The organism is Plantactinospora sp. BC1, from assembly GCF_003030345.1.
GTDB lineage: Bacteria > Actinomycetota > Actinomycetes > Mycobacteriales > Micromonosporaceae > Plantactinospora.
The window spans coordinates 4,262,732-4,276,749 of record NZ_CP028158.1 but is presented as its reverse complement, the minus strand read 5'-3'; the positions used below and the strand labels follow the sequence as shown (position 1 = coordinate 4,276,749).

Below are 14,018 nucleotides of genomic sequence, written 5' to 3'. Positions count from 1 at the left end.
GATCGGGCGCTATCCGGGCGGCTGCTCCGGGCCGATCTGGTCGGCGAGGGTGATCGCCCGCTCCAGTTCGGCGGGGATGTCGAGGTCCCACCCCTCCACCACGTCGCCCCAGTAGTCGGCGAACTCCGACTCCCGCAGATGCAGTTCCGCATCGAGCGCGTTGCGTGGGAAGAGTCCGGCCAGCACCGCTGACCGGAGGTCGCCCGGCGCCGCACCGCCGGTCGGCGCGACCAGGGCGGCCATGATCTCGTCCCGATCGGGCCGGTCCGCCGACTCGCGGGCCCTGGCGGTGGCCCGGTCCGTGATCTCCTGGTAGAAGCGCTGGGTGTACTCGTCGGGCGCGTTGACGCTGCGGTCGAGGGCGTTGTCGGTGCGCTGGAACAGGAAGGCGTGCCGGACCGCGAGCCCGTACTCGGTGGCGGCGGTGACCGGATCGCGCGGCCAGCAGAGGTCACCGAGGCAGCGGTGCAAATTCGCCAGCAACTCCGAGTCGACCTCGCCCTCCGGCCCGTCGGCCATCTCCCCGGCCAGCCGCAGCGCCTGACCGACCCGGGTCGCCGCCGTGCCCGGATCACCGGCGGAGAGCCCGATGTCGCCCCACTCGTAGTAGAACCAGGCGGTCATCACGTCGTCGCCCAGCTCCAGGAAATCCGGTTCGAGCTTCCGGTACTCCTCGGCGGCCTGCTCCGGCCGGCCGTCGTACCAGAGCGCGTGCGCGTCGAAGAGTCGCAGGTAGAGCGAGGTGCGGAACTGGCTCTCCTGGACGTCGGCCGGCAACCGCGGGTCCCGCCAGCCGCCGCGCAGCCCGCAGACCTCGCGGACCGCCCGCAGCGCCCTACGCACTTCCGTCCAGTGTGGACCGGCTGGCTTGTCGGGGCCGGGCAGGTAGTTGAGCTGGAACCGGTGCAGTTGACGCAGCAGCTTCCGGTCGTCGTCGTCCTGGGCCGCCGACTCCCAGCTCTCCAGCAGGTGGTGGCAGAAGGGGAAGTCGACGTAGAGCCCCCACCACCAGAAGGCTTCCATGAAGATGAGCACGAACCGGGTACGGGTCAGGTAGCGCTCGTCGGGAAGCTGGGCGCAGTGGTAGAGCCACTCGGTCTCGTACGCCTGCCAGACCGGATCCTCGTACTTGTACCAGGAGCCGTACGCCTTGTCGGTCTTGTCCTCGAACTCGGTGATCAGCTCGAAGTAGTGGGCCGCGGCGGCCCGGTGGATCGGGGTCCACCGCTGCGGATAGAGCCGGGCCATCCGGGCGGCGAGGGCCGGACGGATGAACTCGTGCACCCGGAACCGGGTCCCGTCGGTGACCCGGTCGAGGAGGCCGAGCCGCTGGAACTCCGCGATGACACTGCTCGCGTCGGATGCCGCCCGCTCCGCACCGCCCGGCCCCCCGTCGGGTTCCGCGTCGGTCTCCAGGAGTCGTTGCAGCAGTGGCGGGTCGAAGGAGTTCAGCAGCGCGGCCACCTCGACCGCCCGCAGCAGCGCCCGCCGCCGACGGCCGAGGATCGCCTCGACCAGACCGGCGACGTTCAGCCCGCCGTCGGCGGAGAGGCGCGCCAGCATCCCACGCAGTTGATCGGCCTGCCGGGCTTCCGCGCCGCGCTCCTGGATGAGCCGGTGCACCAGCCCGACGGCGGACGGGTGGCCGCCGGTGAAGTCGTACACCGCCTGGGCCAGCTCCGTGGTCGCGCCGCCGCCCAGGTGGTGCCGCAGGTACTCCCACACCTCGCCGGTGGAGAGCAGCGGCAGTTCCTCCGAGCGGTTCGGGTCCACCAGGCTCCGGACGTGCTCGGCGTAGTCGCGGGGGATGAGCGGCACGACGACGAGGGTGTTCGGCAGCCGCCAGGCGAGCCCGACCAGCCACTGTCCCACCGCGTCGTCGATGAGTGTCTCGAACCCGTCCAGGATCACCACGGCGCGTCGGCCGTTCAGCCAGGCCTGCCAGTCCGCGATGAACGCCTCGTCGATCCGCCACTGCGCCTTCCGGGCCCGGTCGACGATGGCGGCCGCGGTCTCCGTGAGGGTGACGTCGATCCGGGTGTCCGTCATCCGCCCGAAGCCGAAGGCGGAGAGTTCGTTCTTGACCTGCACCGGACGGTCGCCGGCCGTCTTCGCCGCCGCGATCGCCAGGACGAACCTCTCGAACCGCCGGTTCCCGCCGCCCGGCCCGGCCAGCCCGAACTCGGGCAGAAGGTCGTTGACCAGGTTGCCGAGCAGGTTCGACGACCGCTCCAGCAGCAGGCCCGCCGCGGTCGGGGTGAGACCGTCGCCGTACTGGCCACTGAGCGATTCGGAGAGGCCGTACTTGTCGACGAGCATCGCCCCCTCCGCGGGCAGTCGCAGGACGTCCGGCGCGTCCCGGGCAACCCGGTCGTGCAGTTGCCGCAGGAACGCCGACTTGCCCATGCCGTGCCCGCCGAGCACCGCGAAGATCCCGGTCTCGCCACTGTGGATCTTTTCGAGGATCCGGTCGAGCTGGACGTCCCGGCTCACCATCCCGTCGACCACCCGGGCTTCCAGCCCCACGCCGGACGGGCTGCCGCCGGCACCTGGCGGGGTACGAGCACCCCCATCCACCGCCGGCACCAGCCGACCACGCACCGGACCAGCCGGTGAGACGGCCGCCGATGCGGTTGGAGCGGTCGCCGCTACGGGGCGGCCGGGTTGGCTCGGCTGCACCGTGCCGCCGTCCTGTGGCGCAGGAGCCGGGGTACCGACCAGCGCAGCCGGTTCCGTCGGAGCCGGCGCAAGCTGCCCGGTTGGCCCGAACTGCCGGGGCGGTGCCGACTGGTTCTCGACTCCGGTGTCCTCGACGATGCCGCCCGCTCCGGCCGAGACCTCGTTCCGGCTTCCGCTGGCGGCCCGGACCAGCACCCGCCGTACCCGGCCGAGCAGGCCGGCCCGGATCACCGTGACGGATTCCGGCGCGGCACCCGCCGCGGGCGCGGATCGTCCGGCCAGCAGCGGGACGAGACCGACGATCGCGGCGAGGAGGCTGCCGACCCCGACGACCACGCTGGCCACCTCACGGCCGCGCAGCCACCAGACGACGGCGGTCGCCACCAGAATCGCCGCCAGTACCAACCCGCCGATGACCCAGCGCGTGCGCTCACTCCTTGTCACGGCGTCATTGTTGATGCGTACAGGGAGGAGTGTCGATAGTCCTAGCGAGTAGTTGCCGTCGCCCGATACGCCGCCGGGCAACGACGACCATCGTGCCCGCGACTGTTCCGTCTGATGTGGTGGGTCGACCGGTTGTACCGGGCCCGCCGTCAGCCGCTTCGGACCCGTCGCCGCCTAGCCTGCGAGGTGGAGCCGGATCACCAGGTCGAGCAGGGCGAAGACGAAGAGGGCGATCCCGACGAAGCCGTTGGCGGTGAAGAAGGCCCGGTTGACCCGGGACAGGTCGGTCGGGCTCACCACCACGTGCTGGTAGCCGAAGGCGAGCGCGGTCAGTGCCAGCCCGACCCACCAGAGCCAGCCGAGTCCGACCAGTTCGCCGTACCAGAAGAAGAGGCCGAAGGTCACGACGTGGGCCACGGTCGACGCGTGCAGGGCGAACCGGAGACCGTAGCGGGCGGGGACACTGCGTACCCCGATCCGGCGGTCGACCTCGATGTCCTGGCAGGCGTAGATCAGGTCGAAGCCGCCGATCCAGAGTCCGACCGCCGCGCCGAGCAGCCAGGCCGGCCCGGAGCCGTCGAAGGTGCCGGTCACCGCGAGCCAGGCGCCGACCGGGCCGACCGCCTGGGCCAGGGCCAGGATCGCGTGCGGCCAGTCGGTGAACCGCTTGCCGTAGGGGTAGACGACCAGCGGGATCGCGGCGAGCGGGGCAAGGGCCAGGCAGAGCGGGTTGAGCGCCGCCGCGGCGCCGAGGAAGACCGCCAGCGCGACGACCGCGCCGGTCCAGGCCGTCCGGACGCTCACCGCGCCGGTCACCAGCTCCCGACCGGCGGTACGCGGATTGCGCGCGTCGATGCGCCGGTCGATGATCCGGTTCGCCGCCATGGCGAAGGTCCGGGCCCCGACCATGGCGATGGTGATCAGGAGCAGGTCGAGCCAGCGCACCTCCCCGCCGTGCCGCTGCATCGCGGTCAGCGCCGACAGGTAGGCGAACGGCAGCGCGAAGACCGAGTGCTCGATCGCCACGAGCCGGAGGAAGGACTTCACCCGCCCCGGCGACTCCGCCACCGCCGTCATGAGATGCCGTACTCCTTCCAGCGCTTGTCCACCAGCGACCGGATCTCCGGCGACATGGTCATCTCCTCGGGCCAGTCTCGGGTGTAGCCCTCGGTCGGCAGCTTGCGGGTGGCGTCCACCCCGGCCTTGCCACCCCAGAACTGCTGGTACGACGAGTGGTCGAGGTGGTCCACCGGTCCCTCGGTGAGCAGCAGGTCCCGGGCGTAGTCGACGTTGCCGAAGGCCCGCCAGGCCACCTCGGCGTAGTCGTGCACGTCGCAGTCCTCGTCGACGATCACGATCAGCTTGGTCAGCGACATCAGGTGGGCGCCCCAGATCGCGTTCATCACCTTCTGGGCGTGCTTCGGATAGCGCTTCCGGATCGAGATGATCGCGCAGTTGTGGAAGACCCCGGCGGCCGGCAGGTCGTAGTCGACGATGTCCGGGATCAGCAGCTTGAGCAGCGGTTGGAAGATCCGCTCGGTGGCCTTGCCGAGCCCGTGGTCCTCCTGCGGCGGCTTGGAGGTGATGATCGAGTGGTAGACCGGCTCCCGCTGGGTGGTCATCGCCTCGACGTGCAGCACCGGGAAGGGCTCGACCGGGGTGTAGAAGCCGGTGTGGTCGCCGAACGGTCCCTCCGGCAGCCGCTCGCCGGGCTCGATGTAGCCCTCCAGCACGATCTGGGAGTGCGCCGGCACCTGGAGCGGCACGGTCAGGCAGTCGACCATCTCGACCCGCTCGCCGCGCAGGAACCCGGCGAAGAGGTACTCGTCGATGTCGCCGGGGAGCGGGGCGGAGGCGGCGTAGCTGACCACCGGGTCGCAGCCGATGGCGATCGCCACCGGCAGCCGCTGGCCGAGGCGCTCGGCGACGGCGTGGTGCGCGGTGGAGTCCTTGTGGATCTGCCAGTGCATGCCGAGCGTGTTGTGCGAGTGCTGCTGCAACCGGTAGAGCCCGAGGTTGCGCTTGCCGGTTTCCGGATGCTTGGTGTGGGTCAGCCCGTAGTTGTGGAAGATCCCGCCGTCGCCGGGCCAGACCTGGAGGCCGGGCAGCCGGTTCAGGTCGACGTCGGCGCCCCGGTAGACCACCTGCTGGCAGGGGGCGGTCCTGACCTTCTTCGGCGGTACGGACTTGAGCTGCATCACCTTGCCCAGGCCCTCGCGGATCCCGGACCAGCCGACCGGCAGCTCCGGCTTGACCAGTGAACCGATCCGCTCGCCGATCTCGTCCAGCCGGTCGACGCCGAGCGCCATCGCCATCCGCCGTTCGGTGCCGAACAGGTTGATCGCGACCGGCATCTCACCCCGGGTCGGGCGCTCGAAGAGCAGGGCCGGCCCGTTCGCCCGGACGGTACGGGTGACCACCTCGCTGATCTCCAGCGTCGGGTCGACGGGTACCGGAACCCGGCGCAACTCGCCAGCGCCCTCCAGCGCGGTGAGGAACTCCCGGAGATCGGTGTACGGGAAGCCACGAGCCGCCATGGTCGCTAGTCTGTCGCACCCCCGGTCGGGGCGACACGGCCGGGTCCCCCACCGTGACCCGGCTCCCGTCGGCACCGGTCCCGTCGACGCACCCCGGAGCCTCCCTCCGGCCCACCGCCGGGCGACGCGTCAGAGCAGGCCGACGCCGAGTAGCAGGGTGCCGACGGTCAGGCTCAGCCCACCGACTCCCACCAGCCAGATCAGCTTGTTGGGTCGGGTGTCCGAGGGGCGTACGACGGAGAGGAAGAAGCCGATCGGCATCAGGATCGGCGCGGAGACCAGCAGGACCCGGATCAGCGTCCGCATCCCCTCGCCGTAGTCGGCCCGGTCCAGATAGAGGAGCGCGACGAGCGCGAAGAGCACGAGTACGCCGGCGTGGGCGTGTCCGGCGGTCCAGAGCGCCCGCCGGACGGGGTTGTCCAGATAGCCGGGTATCCGTCGGACCAGCTGCATGAGCAGGGAGAGCCCGCCGAACGCGATGGTCGAGACGGTGATCAGCAGGATGGCGGCGGTGGTCTGGGTGGCGGACGACATCAGGGTCTCCCGGGGCGGCACGACGAAGCATAACTTGGCACCGTCAAGATTGCCTGCCGAGGCGGCATCTTGTCAACAGCAAGACTGCCCTCGGTGGGAGCCGGCGGGGCCGGTCAGGCCCGCTCGGTGGCGAGCCGGACGCTGAAGCCGAGCATCGCGACACCGGTGCCGGCGTCCATCGCCCGCCGTACCCGGCGCCGGGACAGCACCCGGCGGGCCCGGTGCAACAGCCCGACCAGGGTCAGCAGGTAGAGCAGCGAGAGCACCGCGTGGCTCAGCGCGAACAGCATCAGTACGGCCAGCGGGGCGCGATGCCCGACGAACTGCGGGAGTACCGCGAGATAAAAGGCCAACACCTTGGGGTTGGTGATGTTGGAGAGGAACCCCTGTCGCCAGCCGGCGAGCGCCGCTCCGGGCGGGTCGGGCTGGTCCCCGCCGATCGGGGCGTACCGGCCGAGCCAGGCCGAGCGGAGCGCCTGGAGGCCGAGGAAGGCGAGGTAGCCGACCCCCACCCACTTGATGGTCTGGAAGAGCGGTTGGGACCGTACGATCACCGCCCCCAGCCCGGCCGCGGCCGCACTGCCCTGTACGGCGTTGGAGCAGGCGACGCCGACCGCACTCCACCAGCCCCTCCCCCGACCAGCGGCGAGGGTGTTCCGGGTGACCACCGCGAAGTCCGGCCCGGGCACCACGATCAGCACCACCGCGAAGACCAGGAAGCTGCCATAGGTCGTCCAGGACATGATTCCGAGCCTACGACCGCACCCGCCGTACGACAGGCGACCGGCGGATATGCCCAGTTCAGAGCCGTGCCCGCCGGTACCGGGGAAATTCGTCGAAGAAAATCCGACCGACCTGTCGAATCCGCCGTCGCCTGTTCGAGGCATGGGTAGCGGCCGGTCCGGGCGCCGAACCGGACCGGTGGAACCCGAGGAGGACGACGATGAACCAGCCCAGCACGACGGCAAGCCCGCACACCACGGTGGCGAACCCGCACAGCACGACGGCGAGCCCGCCCAGCACGACGGTGCAGCGGCAGGGCACCGGCTCCGGGGTGGCCGGCCAGCCCTGCGATCCGGCGGGCGGCGTCACGAGGACGCTGTTGGCGTACGGCGTGCTCGCCGGGCCGAGCTACGTCCTGGTGTCGCTGGCCCAGGCACTCACCCGGGACGGATTCGACCTGACCCGGCATGCCTGGAGCCTGCTGGCCAACGGCGGGCTCGGCTGGATCCAGATCGGCAACCTGGTCATGACCGGGTTGATGACCTGTGCACTCGCGCTCGGACTGCGCCGTGGCCTCGCCCCGGGCACCGGTGCGGTCTGGGCGCCCCGGCTGCTCGGGGCGTACGGGATCAGCCTCGTCGCGGCCGGGGCGTTCCGGGCGGACCCGGCGCTGGGCTTCCCGATCGGCACCCCGCAGACCGGTACGGCGGTAACGTGGCACGGCACGCTGCACTTCCTGGCCGGTGGCATCGGTTTCGCCTGCCTGGTCGCGGCCTGCCTGGTGCTCGGCCGCCGGTTCCCGGCGGAGGGACGGCGGGGCTGGGCGGCCTTCTCGCGGTCGACCGGCGTGCTCTTCCTCGCCGGCTTCCTGGCGATGGCGGCCGGTGGCGGAGCCGTCTGGTCCAACCTCGCCTTCACCGGGGCGGTCGTGCTGTCCTGGGCCTGGGTCTCGGCCGTGGCGGCCCACCTCTACCGTCGGGCCACCCCTGCCTCGGCCGCCTGACCCGACCGGTGGCATCGCCGGCCGGGTCTGATCCGGCCAGCCGGCTGTCTCGAAACGACGAAGCTGAGCGAACAACCGACCGAAGGAGAACGAGAGATGCGCTACCTGGCACTGTTGCGGGCCACCCGGACCACGGCACCGCCGCCGCCCGGGCTGATGGAGGCGATCATGCAGCTCGGCGAGGAGGCGACCGCCGCCGGTGCCCTGCTCGATCAGGGCGGGCTGGCCCCGAGCGCGGAGGGGTCCCGCCTCCAGGTCGCCACCGGCAAGCTCAGCGTGACCGACGGGCCGTTCGCCGAGGCGAAGGAGACGATCAGCTACGCGCTGTACGAGGTGCGCTCCAAGGAGGAGGCTGTCGAGTGGGTCTCCCGGTTCCTGAAGCTGCACCGCGACATGTGGCCGGGCTGGGAGGGCGAGGGTGAGGTACTCCGGGTCTTCGGGCCGGAGGATTTCGCAGCCCCGCCGGCCTGAGCGGAGGTCGTCGGAACGGCAACAGGTCGTCGAGGTCCGGACCGTCGGACGGCGGCGGCGTGCTTGGATCGGGAGTCGTGGCGGTGGCGGGGCATCCGGAGGCCAACCGGCAGGCGGTCGAGGCCAACCGGCAGCCTGTCGAGGCTGGCCGGCAGGCGGTCGAGGCGGTCTGGCGGATCGAGTCCGCCCGGATCGTCGCCGGGGTCGCCCGGCTGGTCCAGGACGTCGGGCTCGCCGAGGAACTCGCCCAGGACGCGCTGGTCGCCGCGTTGGAGCAGTGGCCCCGGGAGGGGATACCGGCGAATCCGGGCGGCTGGCTGATGTCGACCGCCAAGCACCGCGCGGTCGACCTGCTCCGGCGGCGTACGACGTACCAGCGGAAGCTTCAGGAGCTGGGCCGGGAGGTGGGCAGCCGGCCGGACCCGACCGAGGCGGAACTGGCCGCCGCACTGGACCCCGACCGGATCGACGACGACCTGCTCCGACTGATCTTCACCGCCTGCCATCCGGTGCTGCCCACCGAAGGGCGGGTGGCGTTGACGCTGCGGCTGCTCGGCGGACTGCGTACCGACGAGATCGCCCGGGCGTTCCTGGTGCCGGAGCCGACGGTCGGGCAGCGGATCACCCGGGCGAAACGTACCCTCGCGGCGAAACACGTACCGTTCGAGCTGCCGCCCCGGGCCGAGCTGGCCGACCGGCTCGGCTCGGTGCTGGAGGTGGTCTACCTCGTCTTCAACGAGGGCTACTCGGCGACCGCAGGTGCCGACTGGACCCGGCCGGCGCTCTGCGCCGAGGCGCTGCGGCTCGGCCGGATCCTGGCCGGGCTGATGCCGGAACAGGCCGAGGTGCACGGCCTGCTGGCGCTGATGGAGTTGCAGGCGTCCCGGATCCCGGCCAGGACCGGGCCGAACGGCGAGCCGATCCTGCTGCCGGACCAGGATCGTCGGCGCTGGGACCGGCTGCTGGTCCGGCGCGGCCTCGCCGCCCTGGACCGGGCTGAGTCGCTGGGCATCGGCCCGTACACCCTGCAGGCCGCGATCGCGGCCTGCCACGCGCGGGCCCGGACCGCCGCCGAGACCGACTGGGTACGCGTCGCCGCGCTCTACCGGGTGCTGGTGCACGTGTCACCGTCGCCGATCGTCGAGCTGAACCGGGCGGTCGCGGTCGCCAACGCCACCGGCCCGGCCGACGGTCTGGCCATCGTCGAGACGCTGGTCGCCGAGCCGGTCCTGGCGGGCTATCCGCAGCTACCCGCCGTCCGGGGTGACCTGCTGGCCCGGCTGGGACGGCACGACGAGGCCCGACGCGAGTTCAGCCGGGCCGCCGAGCTGACCCGCAACGCCCGGGAACGGACGCTCTTCCTCGACCGTGCCGCCCGGCTCCCCGGGCCGCCATGATTCTTGGCGGGTTGTGGCGCGCTGCTGACCACAACTCGACAAGAATCATGGGGCGTCCGGTTCAGAGGGTTGCGGGCTAGGCCGGGGCTGCCTCGGTGGGCAGGGTGAGCTGCCAGGAGACGCCGAAGCGGTCGTTGACCCAGCCGAACTTGGCGCTGAAGCCGTACGAGCCGAGCGGCATCAGCTCCTGACCGCCCTCGACGAGCGCGCCGTAGAGGTGGTCGATCTCCTTCTCCGACTCGCAGGTCACGTAGAGCGAGACCGCCGGGGTGAAGCCGAACTCGTGCCGGACGCTGCTGTCGATGCACATGAACTGCTGACCGGCCAGGGCGAACGTCGCGTGCCGGACGGAACCCTCGGGACCGTCCTGGCCGGGGCCGTACCGGTCGACGGCGAGCACCTCACCGCCGTCGAAGAGTGACGTGTAGAAGGTCATCGCCTCCTCGGCGTTGCCATCCTGGAACATCAGGAACGTGGTGACCTTCTGGGGCGCGATCGCAGACACTTCGCGGGACTCCTTCCCGGTACGGGGCGGCAGATGGGTACGCGCGGTCGATCACGCGTACGACCCGATCTTTCACGCCTCGCTTATATAAGTCAAGGATGAAAGAAGTCGCCCCGGCGGAGGAGTCGGAAGAAAGGTCAGTCGAGACCGCCGTACGAGTGCAGGCCCTCGAAGAAGATGTTCACGCCGTAGAGGTTCATCTGCATGGTCAGGAAGCCGAGCACGGCGATCCAGGTCGCCACCGGGCGCTTCACGCTCGGCGTCGCCCGGGCGTGCAGGTAACCGGCGTAGACCACCCAGGAGATGAAGGCCCAGATCTCCTTCGGGTCCCAGCCCCAGTACCGGCCCCAGGCCGCCTCGGCCCAGACGGCGCCGGCCATCACCGCGAAGGTGAAGATCGGAAAGGCGAACGCGTGCAGCCGGAAGGTCAGCCGCTCCAGCGTGTCGGCGGCCGGCACCCGCGCCCCCAGGCTGTACGGGAAGCTCCGCTTGCCCTGGTCGTAGCCGTGCCGGATCAGGTACATCACCGCCGGCACCGCGCCGAGCAGCAGGATGCCGGAGGAGACCGCGATCGTCGCCACGTGCACGACGAACCAGTACGAGTCGAGCGCCGGCACCAGCGGCACGATCGGCACGTAGAGCACCAGGCCGGCGACGGCCAGCAGCAGCACCATGGCCAACGCGACGAAGAGCCCGAGGTGCCGCAGCGTCGAGCGCCGGTAGAGCAGCACCAGCCAGCCGACCACCCCGACGAAGGTGACCGAGAGCAGGTACTCGTACATGTTGCCCCACGGCATGCGCTCGGCGGCGATGCCCCGGGTGACCAGCACCGCGAGGTGCACCACGGCGGCGAGCACGGTGAGCGCGACGGCGGCCCGGCCGGCCAGCACCGCCCGGGGCGACCGCGACCCGCCGGTCGGGGCCGGCCCGTCGGTGCCGGGGAGCTTGGTCCCGACGACCGGGTCCGGGCCGTCCGCCGGACCGGATCCACCGGGCGCGCCGACCCCGGCCCCGACCAGCACGCGGGCGCGTTCCGGTCGTGCCGCCGCCCGGCCGATGACACTGCGGGTGCCGAAGGCGTACTCGACGGCGTGGCAGATCATCGCCAGCAGGTAGCCCAGGATCGCGACCACCAGGAGTTGGTCGGACAGCGCGGCCATCAGTCGGTCTCCTCTTCCGTCGCACCGTCGTCCCGTGCCCCGTCGGATCGCACGGCGGCGACGAGCCGGTCGAACTCTTCGGCGAACCCCGCGTACTCGGTACGCGGCAGGCCACCGACCTGCACCAAACTACTACGACCTGTCGTGGTCGCGTCGGCCGGTGCCGGAGAAACCCGGAACCAGACCCGGCGCCGCCGGCCGAAGAGCGACGGCATCAGCCCGAGCAACAGCAGTACCGAGCTGATCAACACGATCCGCTCGCCCGGGTCGGAGCGGACCGAGATCGTGACGTACTTGCGGGTGCCGACGAACTCCACCGACGTGCCGTCGTCGAGCGTCCACTTCTCACCCGGGCGCAGCAGCTTGCCCTCGCCGATCTGCTTGAGCTTGCCGCTGTTCACCTGGCGCTGGTCGAGCCGGTAGATCGAACCCGGGACCCCGGCGTCCAGCCCGAGGTTGCCCCGGTAGGCGAAGAGCATCACCGCCGGGGACCGCTCCGCCGGGTACGTCGAGCGGACGAAGGGCGGCGCCTCCGGCGCGGTCGGCAGGTAGAGCCCCTCGAAGGCGACCTGGAGGTCGGGGTTGCGCGCCCCGGTCGCCGGGTCGAGGTTGACGTCCGGAAACGCCGCCACGCCCTCGCTGGTCAGGTTGCCGTCGATGGTCAGGAACGCCTCGTCGCTCTCCTGCGTCTCGCCGCTGCGGTCGGTGTAGCGCAGGATCGGCGCGTAGCCGTGCCCGAGCAGGTAGACGCTGGCCCCGTCCAGCCGCAGCGGGTCGTTGACCGAGAAACTCGCCCGGTAAGGCGCCCGGTCGCCCTGCTCCACCAGCGTCGTCGCCCGGAACGACGACGGCTGCCCGGTCGACAGGAAGGTCGCCGAGAAGTCGGTCAGCTCCAGGCAGAACGGCGGCAGGTCGCTGCCGTCCACCCGGTGCCCGAGCTTGGACTCGCTGTACTGCTGGAGCGTGTTGCAGAACGAGTTGTCCGGGCCGGCGACCAGCAGCCGGTTGCCGTGCCAGCCGTACCAGGAGCCGAGGCCGATGCCGAGCAGCACCCCGATCAGCGAGAAGTGGAAGAGCAGGTTGCCGGTCTCCTTGAGATAGCCCTTCTCCGCCGACACGGTGTCGCCGCGGACCACCACCCGCCAGCGCCGCTTGCGCAGCACCGCCGCGATCCGGGCCGGGTCGCCGTCGGAGTCGGTCAGCACGGCATGCCGGGGCAGCCGGTCCAGCCGCTTCGGCGCGGGCGGCGGGGCGGCACGCAGCGCGCGGAGGTGGTCGCGCAGCCGGGGCACGATGCAGCCGACCAGCGAGGTGAACAGAAGGACGTAGATCGCGGAGAACCACGGCGAGGCGTACACGTCGAAGCCGCCGAGCCGGTCCAGGATCGGGAAGAGATCGGGATGCTCGACGGCGTACCGGTTGACGTTCTCGATGTTGATGTTGCGCTGCGGGAGCACCGAGCCGGGGATCGCGGCCAGGGCCAGCAGGAAGAGCAGCATCAACGCCGTACGCATGCTGGTGAGCTGCCGCCACGAGTTGCGCAGCAGGGCCAGCGGCAGCGGGGTACGGCGTACCCGGGACGGTCCGTCGTCCCCGGTCGGGCCGGCGGCCGCCGGCGGCTCGGCCTGCGCGACGCCGGCCGGCGCGGCACCCCGGCCGGTCACGGTCTCCCGCTCCTCGGTCGACATCAGATCCCCACCTCGCCGACGCCGAACGTGGTCTGCAACCAGATGACCAGGTCCTGCCAGCCGCCGGTGACCAGGGCCAGCCCGATCACGATCAGCAGCGCCCCACCGACCCGGGTGACCCAGCGGCTGTTCCGGCGCACCGCCCGGAAGAGCCCGAGCAGCCGGGAGAAGCCGAGCCCGAAGACCACGAACGGCAACCCGAGCCCCAGGCAGTACGCGGCGGCGAGCAGGGCGGCCCGGTCGGCCTGGCCGCTCGCGGTGCCCATCCCGACCACCGCGCCGAGGGTCGGGCCGACGCAGGGCACCCAGGAGAGCGCGAAGACCGCGCCGAAGACCGGGGCGCCGAGCAGGCCGGCGGCGGGCAGCCGGCGGATCCGGAACTCCCGCTGCGTGCCGGGGACCAGCCCCAGGTAGGAGAGGCCCAACAGCATGATCACGATGCCGATGCCGATCTCCAGCGGTCGCTTCTGCGCGAAGAGCGCCTGACCGACGGCGGTGACGAGCACTGCGGTGAGGGTGAAGACGACGGTGAAGCCGGCGATGAACAGCAGCGTGCCGGCGAGTACCCGGCCCCGGACCGCCCGGGGCGTCCGGACCGGTCGGGTCGCCACCGCCACCCCGCCGCCACCGGCCGGCGCGCTGCCCGGCGCGTCGGGGGCGGGGTCGGCGGCGGCCCGGCGCTGTTCCAGGTCGCTGCCGGCCAACCCGGTCACGTACGACAGGTAGCCGGGAACCAGCGGCAGCACGCACGGCGAGAGGAAACTGACCAGGCCGGCCAGCGCGGCCGCCCCGATCGCCAGCAGCACCGGCCCGCTCTCGGCCAGCTCGGCGAAGGTCTCGCCCATCAGCCCGACCCGCCCGTACTCGTCCGCCCGGC

Annotated in this window: 12 protein-coding genes; 3 read left to right on the top strand and 9 right to left on the bottom strand. The window is 71.6% G+C overall.

The features are described from left to right. Nucleotides 1–9: 9 nt before the first annotated feature. The 5 genes from C6361_RS18615 to C6361_RS18595 form a co-directional block, all read right to left on the bottom strand. Nucleotides 10–3,123, bottom strand: a complete 3,114-nt coding sequence (locus tag C6361_RS18615; RefSeq protein ID WP_159079376.1) for a hypothetical protein — start codon at nt 3,121–3,123, stop codon at nt 10–12. Between the two features lie 174 nt (nt 3,124–3,297). Beyond that, nucleotides 3,298–4,200, bottom strand: a complete 903-nt coding sequence (gene mqnP, locus C6361_RS18610; protein ID WP_107268491.1) for a menaquinone biosynthesis prenyltransferase MqnP — start codon at nt 4,198–4,200, stop codon at nt 3,298–3,300. Next, nucleotides 4,197–5,660 carry a menaquinone biosynthesis decarboxylase gene (locus tag C6361_RS18605; RefSeq protein WP_107268490.1) on the bottom strand — a complete coding sequence of 488 codons (1,464 nt, stop codon included), beginning with the start codon at nt 5,658–5,660 and terminating at the stop codon, nt 4,197–4,199. Before C6361_RS18605 ends, mqnP begins: the two co-directional genes overlap by 4 nt. Before the next feature lie 129 nt (nt 5,661–5,789). Further along, nucleotides 5,790–6,194 (bottom strand): hypothetical protein, encoded by a 405-nt coding sequence (locus C6361_RS18600; protein WP_107262046.1) that lies wholly within the window; start codon nt 6,192–6,194, stop codon nt 5,790–5,792. A gap of 113 nt (nt 6,195–6,307) precedes the next feature. Further along, nucleotides 6,308–6,937, bottom strand: a complete 630-nt coding sequence (locus tag C6361_RS18595; RefSeq protein WP_107268489.1) for a LysE family translocator — start codon at nt 6,935–6,937, stop codon at nt 6,308–6,310. A 200-nt stretch (nt 6,938–7,137) separates the two neighbouring features. On the opposite strand from C6361_RS18595, the gene C6361_RS18590 reads away from it, so the two are divergent. The 3 genes from C6361_RS18590 (at nt 7,138) to C6361_RS18580 (ending at nt 9,788) form a co-directional block, all read left to right on the top strand. Beyond that, complete coding sequence (locus C6361_RS18590; protein WP_107268488.1) at nt 7,138–7,920, top strand: DUF998 domain-containing protein; 783 nt, start codon at nt 7,138–7,140, stop codon at nt 7,918–7,920. Nucleotides 7,921–8,016: 96 nt separating this feature from the next. Further along, nucleotides 8,017–8,391 carry a YciI family protein gene (locus C6361_RS18585; protein WP_107262038.1) on the top strand — a complete coding sequence of 125 codons (375 nt, stop codon included), beginning with the start codon at nt 8,017–8,019 and terminating at the stop codon, nt 8,389–8,391. Between the two features lie 176 nt (nt 8,392–8,567). Then, entirely contained in the window at nt 8,568–9,788 is a 1,221-nt protein-coding gene (locus C6361_RS18580) for an RNA polymerase sigma factor (RefSeq protein WP_199853511.1), read from the top strand. Nucleotides 9,789–9,864: 76 nt separating this feature from the next. Here the strand turns inward: C6361_RS18580 and C6361_RS18575 are convergent, their stop codons facing one another. The 4 genes from C6361_RS18575 to C6361_RS18560 all read right to left on the bottom strand — a co-directional run bounded on the left by C6361_RS18575 (nt 9,865) and on the right by C6361_RS18560 (nt 13,986). Beyond that, nucleotides 9,865–10,293: a VOC family protein gene (locus C6361_RS18575; protein ID WP_107262034.1), complete on the bottom strand. Its 429-nt coding sequence runs from the start codon at nt 10,291–10,293 to the stop codon at nt 9,865–9,867. A 137-nt stretch (nt 10,294–10,430) separates the two neighbouring features. Then, nucleotides 10,431–11,453: a c-type cytochrome biogenesis protein CcsB gene (gene ccsB / locus C6361_RS18570; protein ID WP_107268486.1), complete on the bottom strand. Its 1,023-nt coding sequence runs from the start codon at nt 11,451–11,453 to the stop codon at nt 10,431–10,433. Continuing rightward, nucleotides 11,453–13,141, bottom strand: coding sequence for a cytochrome c biogenesis protein ResB (locus C6361_RS18565; protein ID WP_107268485.1), 1,689 nt, complete (start codon nt 13,139–13,141; stop codon nt 11,453–11,455). The genes ccsB and C6361_RS18565 overlap by 1 nt, the downstream gene beginning before the upstream one ends. Beyond that, nucleotides 13,141–13,986 (bottom strand): cytochrome c biogenesis CcdA family protein, encoded by an 846-nt coding sequence (locus C6361_RS18560; protein ID WP_107268484.1) that lies wholly within the window; start codon nt 13,984–13,986, stop codon nt 13,141–13,143. The genes C6361_RS18565 and C6361_RS18560 overlap by 1 nt, the downstream gene beginning before the upstream one ends. Between the last annotated feature and the right edge of the window lie 32 nt (nt 13,987–14,018).

What these genes read in the sequence shown, in the direction of transcription:
- C6361_RS18595 (WP_107268489.1), bottom strand. Translation starts at nt 6,937, where the DNA reads ATGTCCTGGACGACCTATGGCAGCTTCCTGGTCTTCGCGGTGGTGCTG.
- C6361_RS18605 (WP_107268490.1), bottom strand. Translation starts at nt 5,660, where the DNA reads ATGGCGGCTCGTGGCTTCCCGTACACCGATCTCCGGGAGTTCCTCACC.
- ccsB (WP_107268486.1), bottom strand. Translation starts at nt 11,453, where the DNA reads ATGGCCGCGCTGTCCGACCAACTCCTGGTGGTCGCGATCCTGGGCTAC.
- C6361_RS18600 (WP_107262046.1), bottom strand. Translation starts at nt 6,194, where the DNA reads ATGTCGTCCGCCACCCAGACCACCGCCGCCATCCTGCTGATCACCGTC.
- C6361_RS18585 (WP_107262038.1), top strand. Translation starts at nt 8,017, where the DNA reads ATGCGCTACCTGGCACTGTTGCGGGCCACCCGGACCACGGCACCGCCG.
- C6361_RS18560 (WP_107268484.1), bottom strand. Translation starts at nt 13,986, where the DNA reads ATGGGCGAGACCTTCGCCGAGCTGGCCGAGAGCGGGCCGGTGCTGCTG.
- C6361_RS18590 (WP_107268488.1), top strand. Translation starts at nt 7,138, where the DNA reads ATGAACCAGCCCAGCACGACGGCAAGCCCGCACACCACGGTGGCGAAC.
- mqnP (WP_107268491.1), bottom strand. Translation starts at nt 4,200, where the DNA reads ATGACGGCGGTGGCGGAGTCGCCGGGGCGGGTGAAGTCCTTCCTCCGG.
- C6361_RS18565 (WP_107268485.1), bottom strand. Translation starts at nt 13,141, where the DNA reads ATGTCGACCGAGGAGCGGGAGACCGTGACCGGCCGGGGTGCCGCGCCG.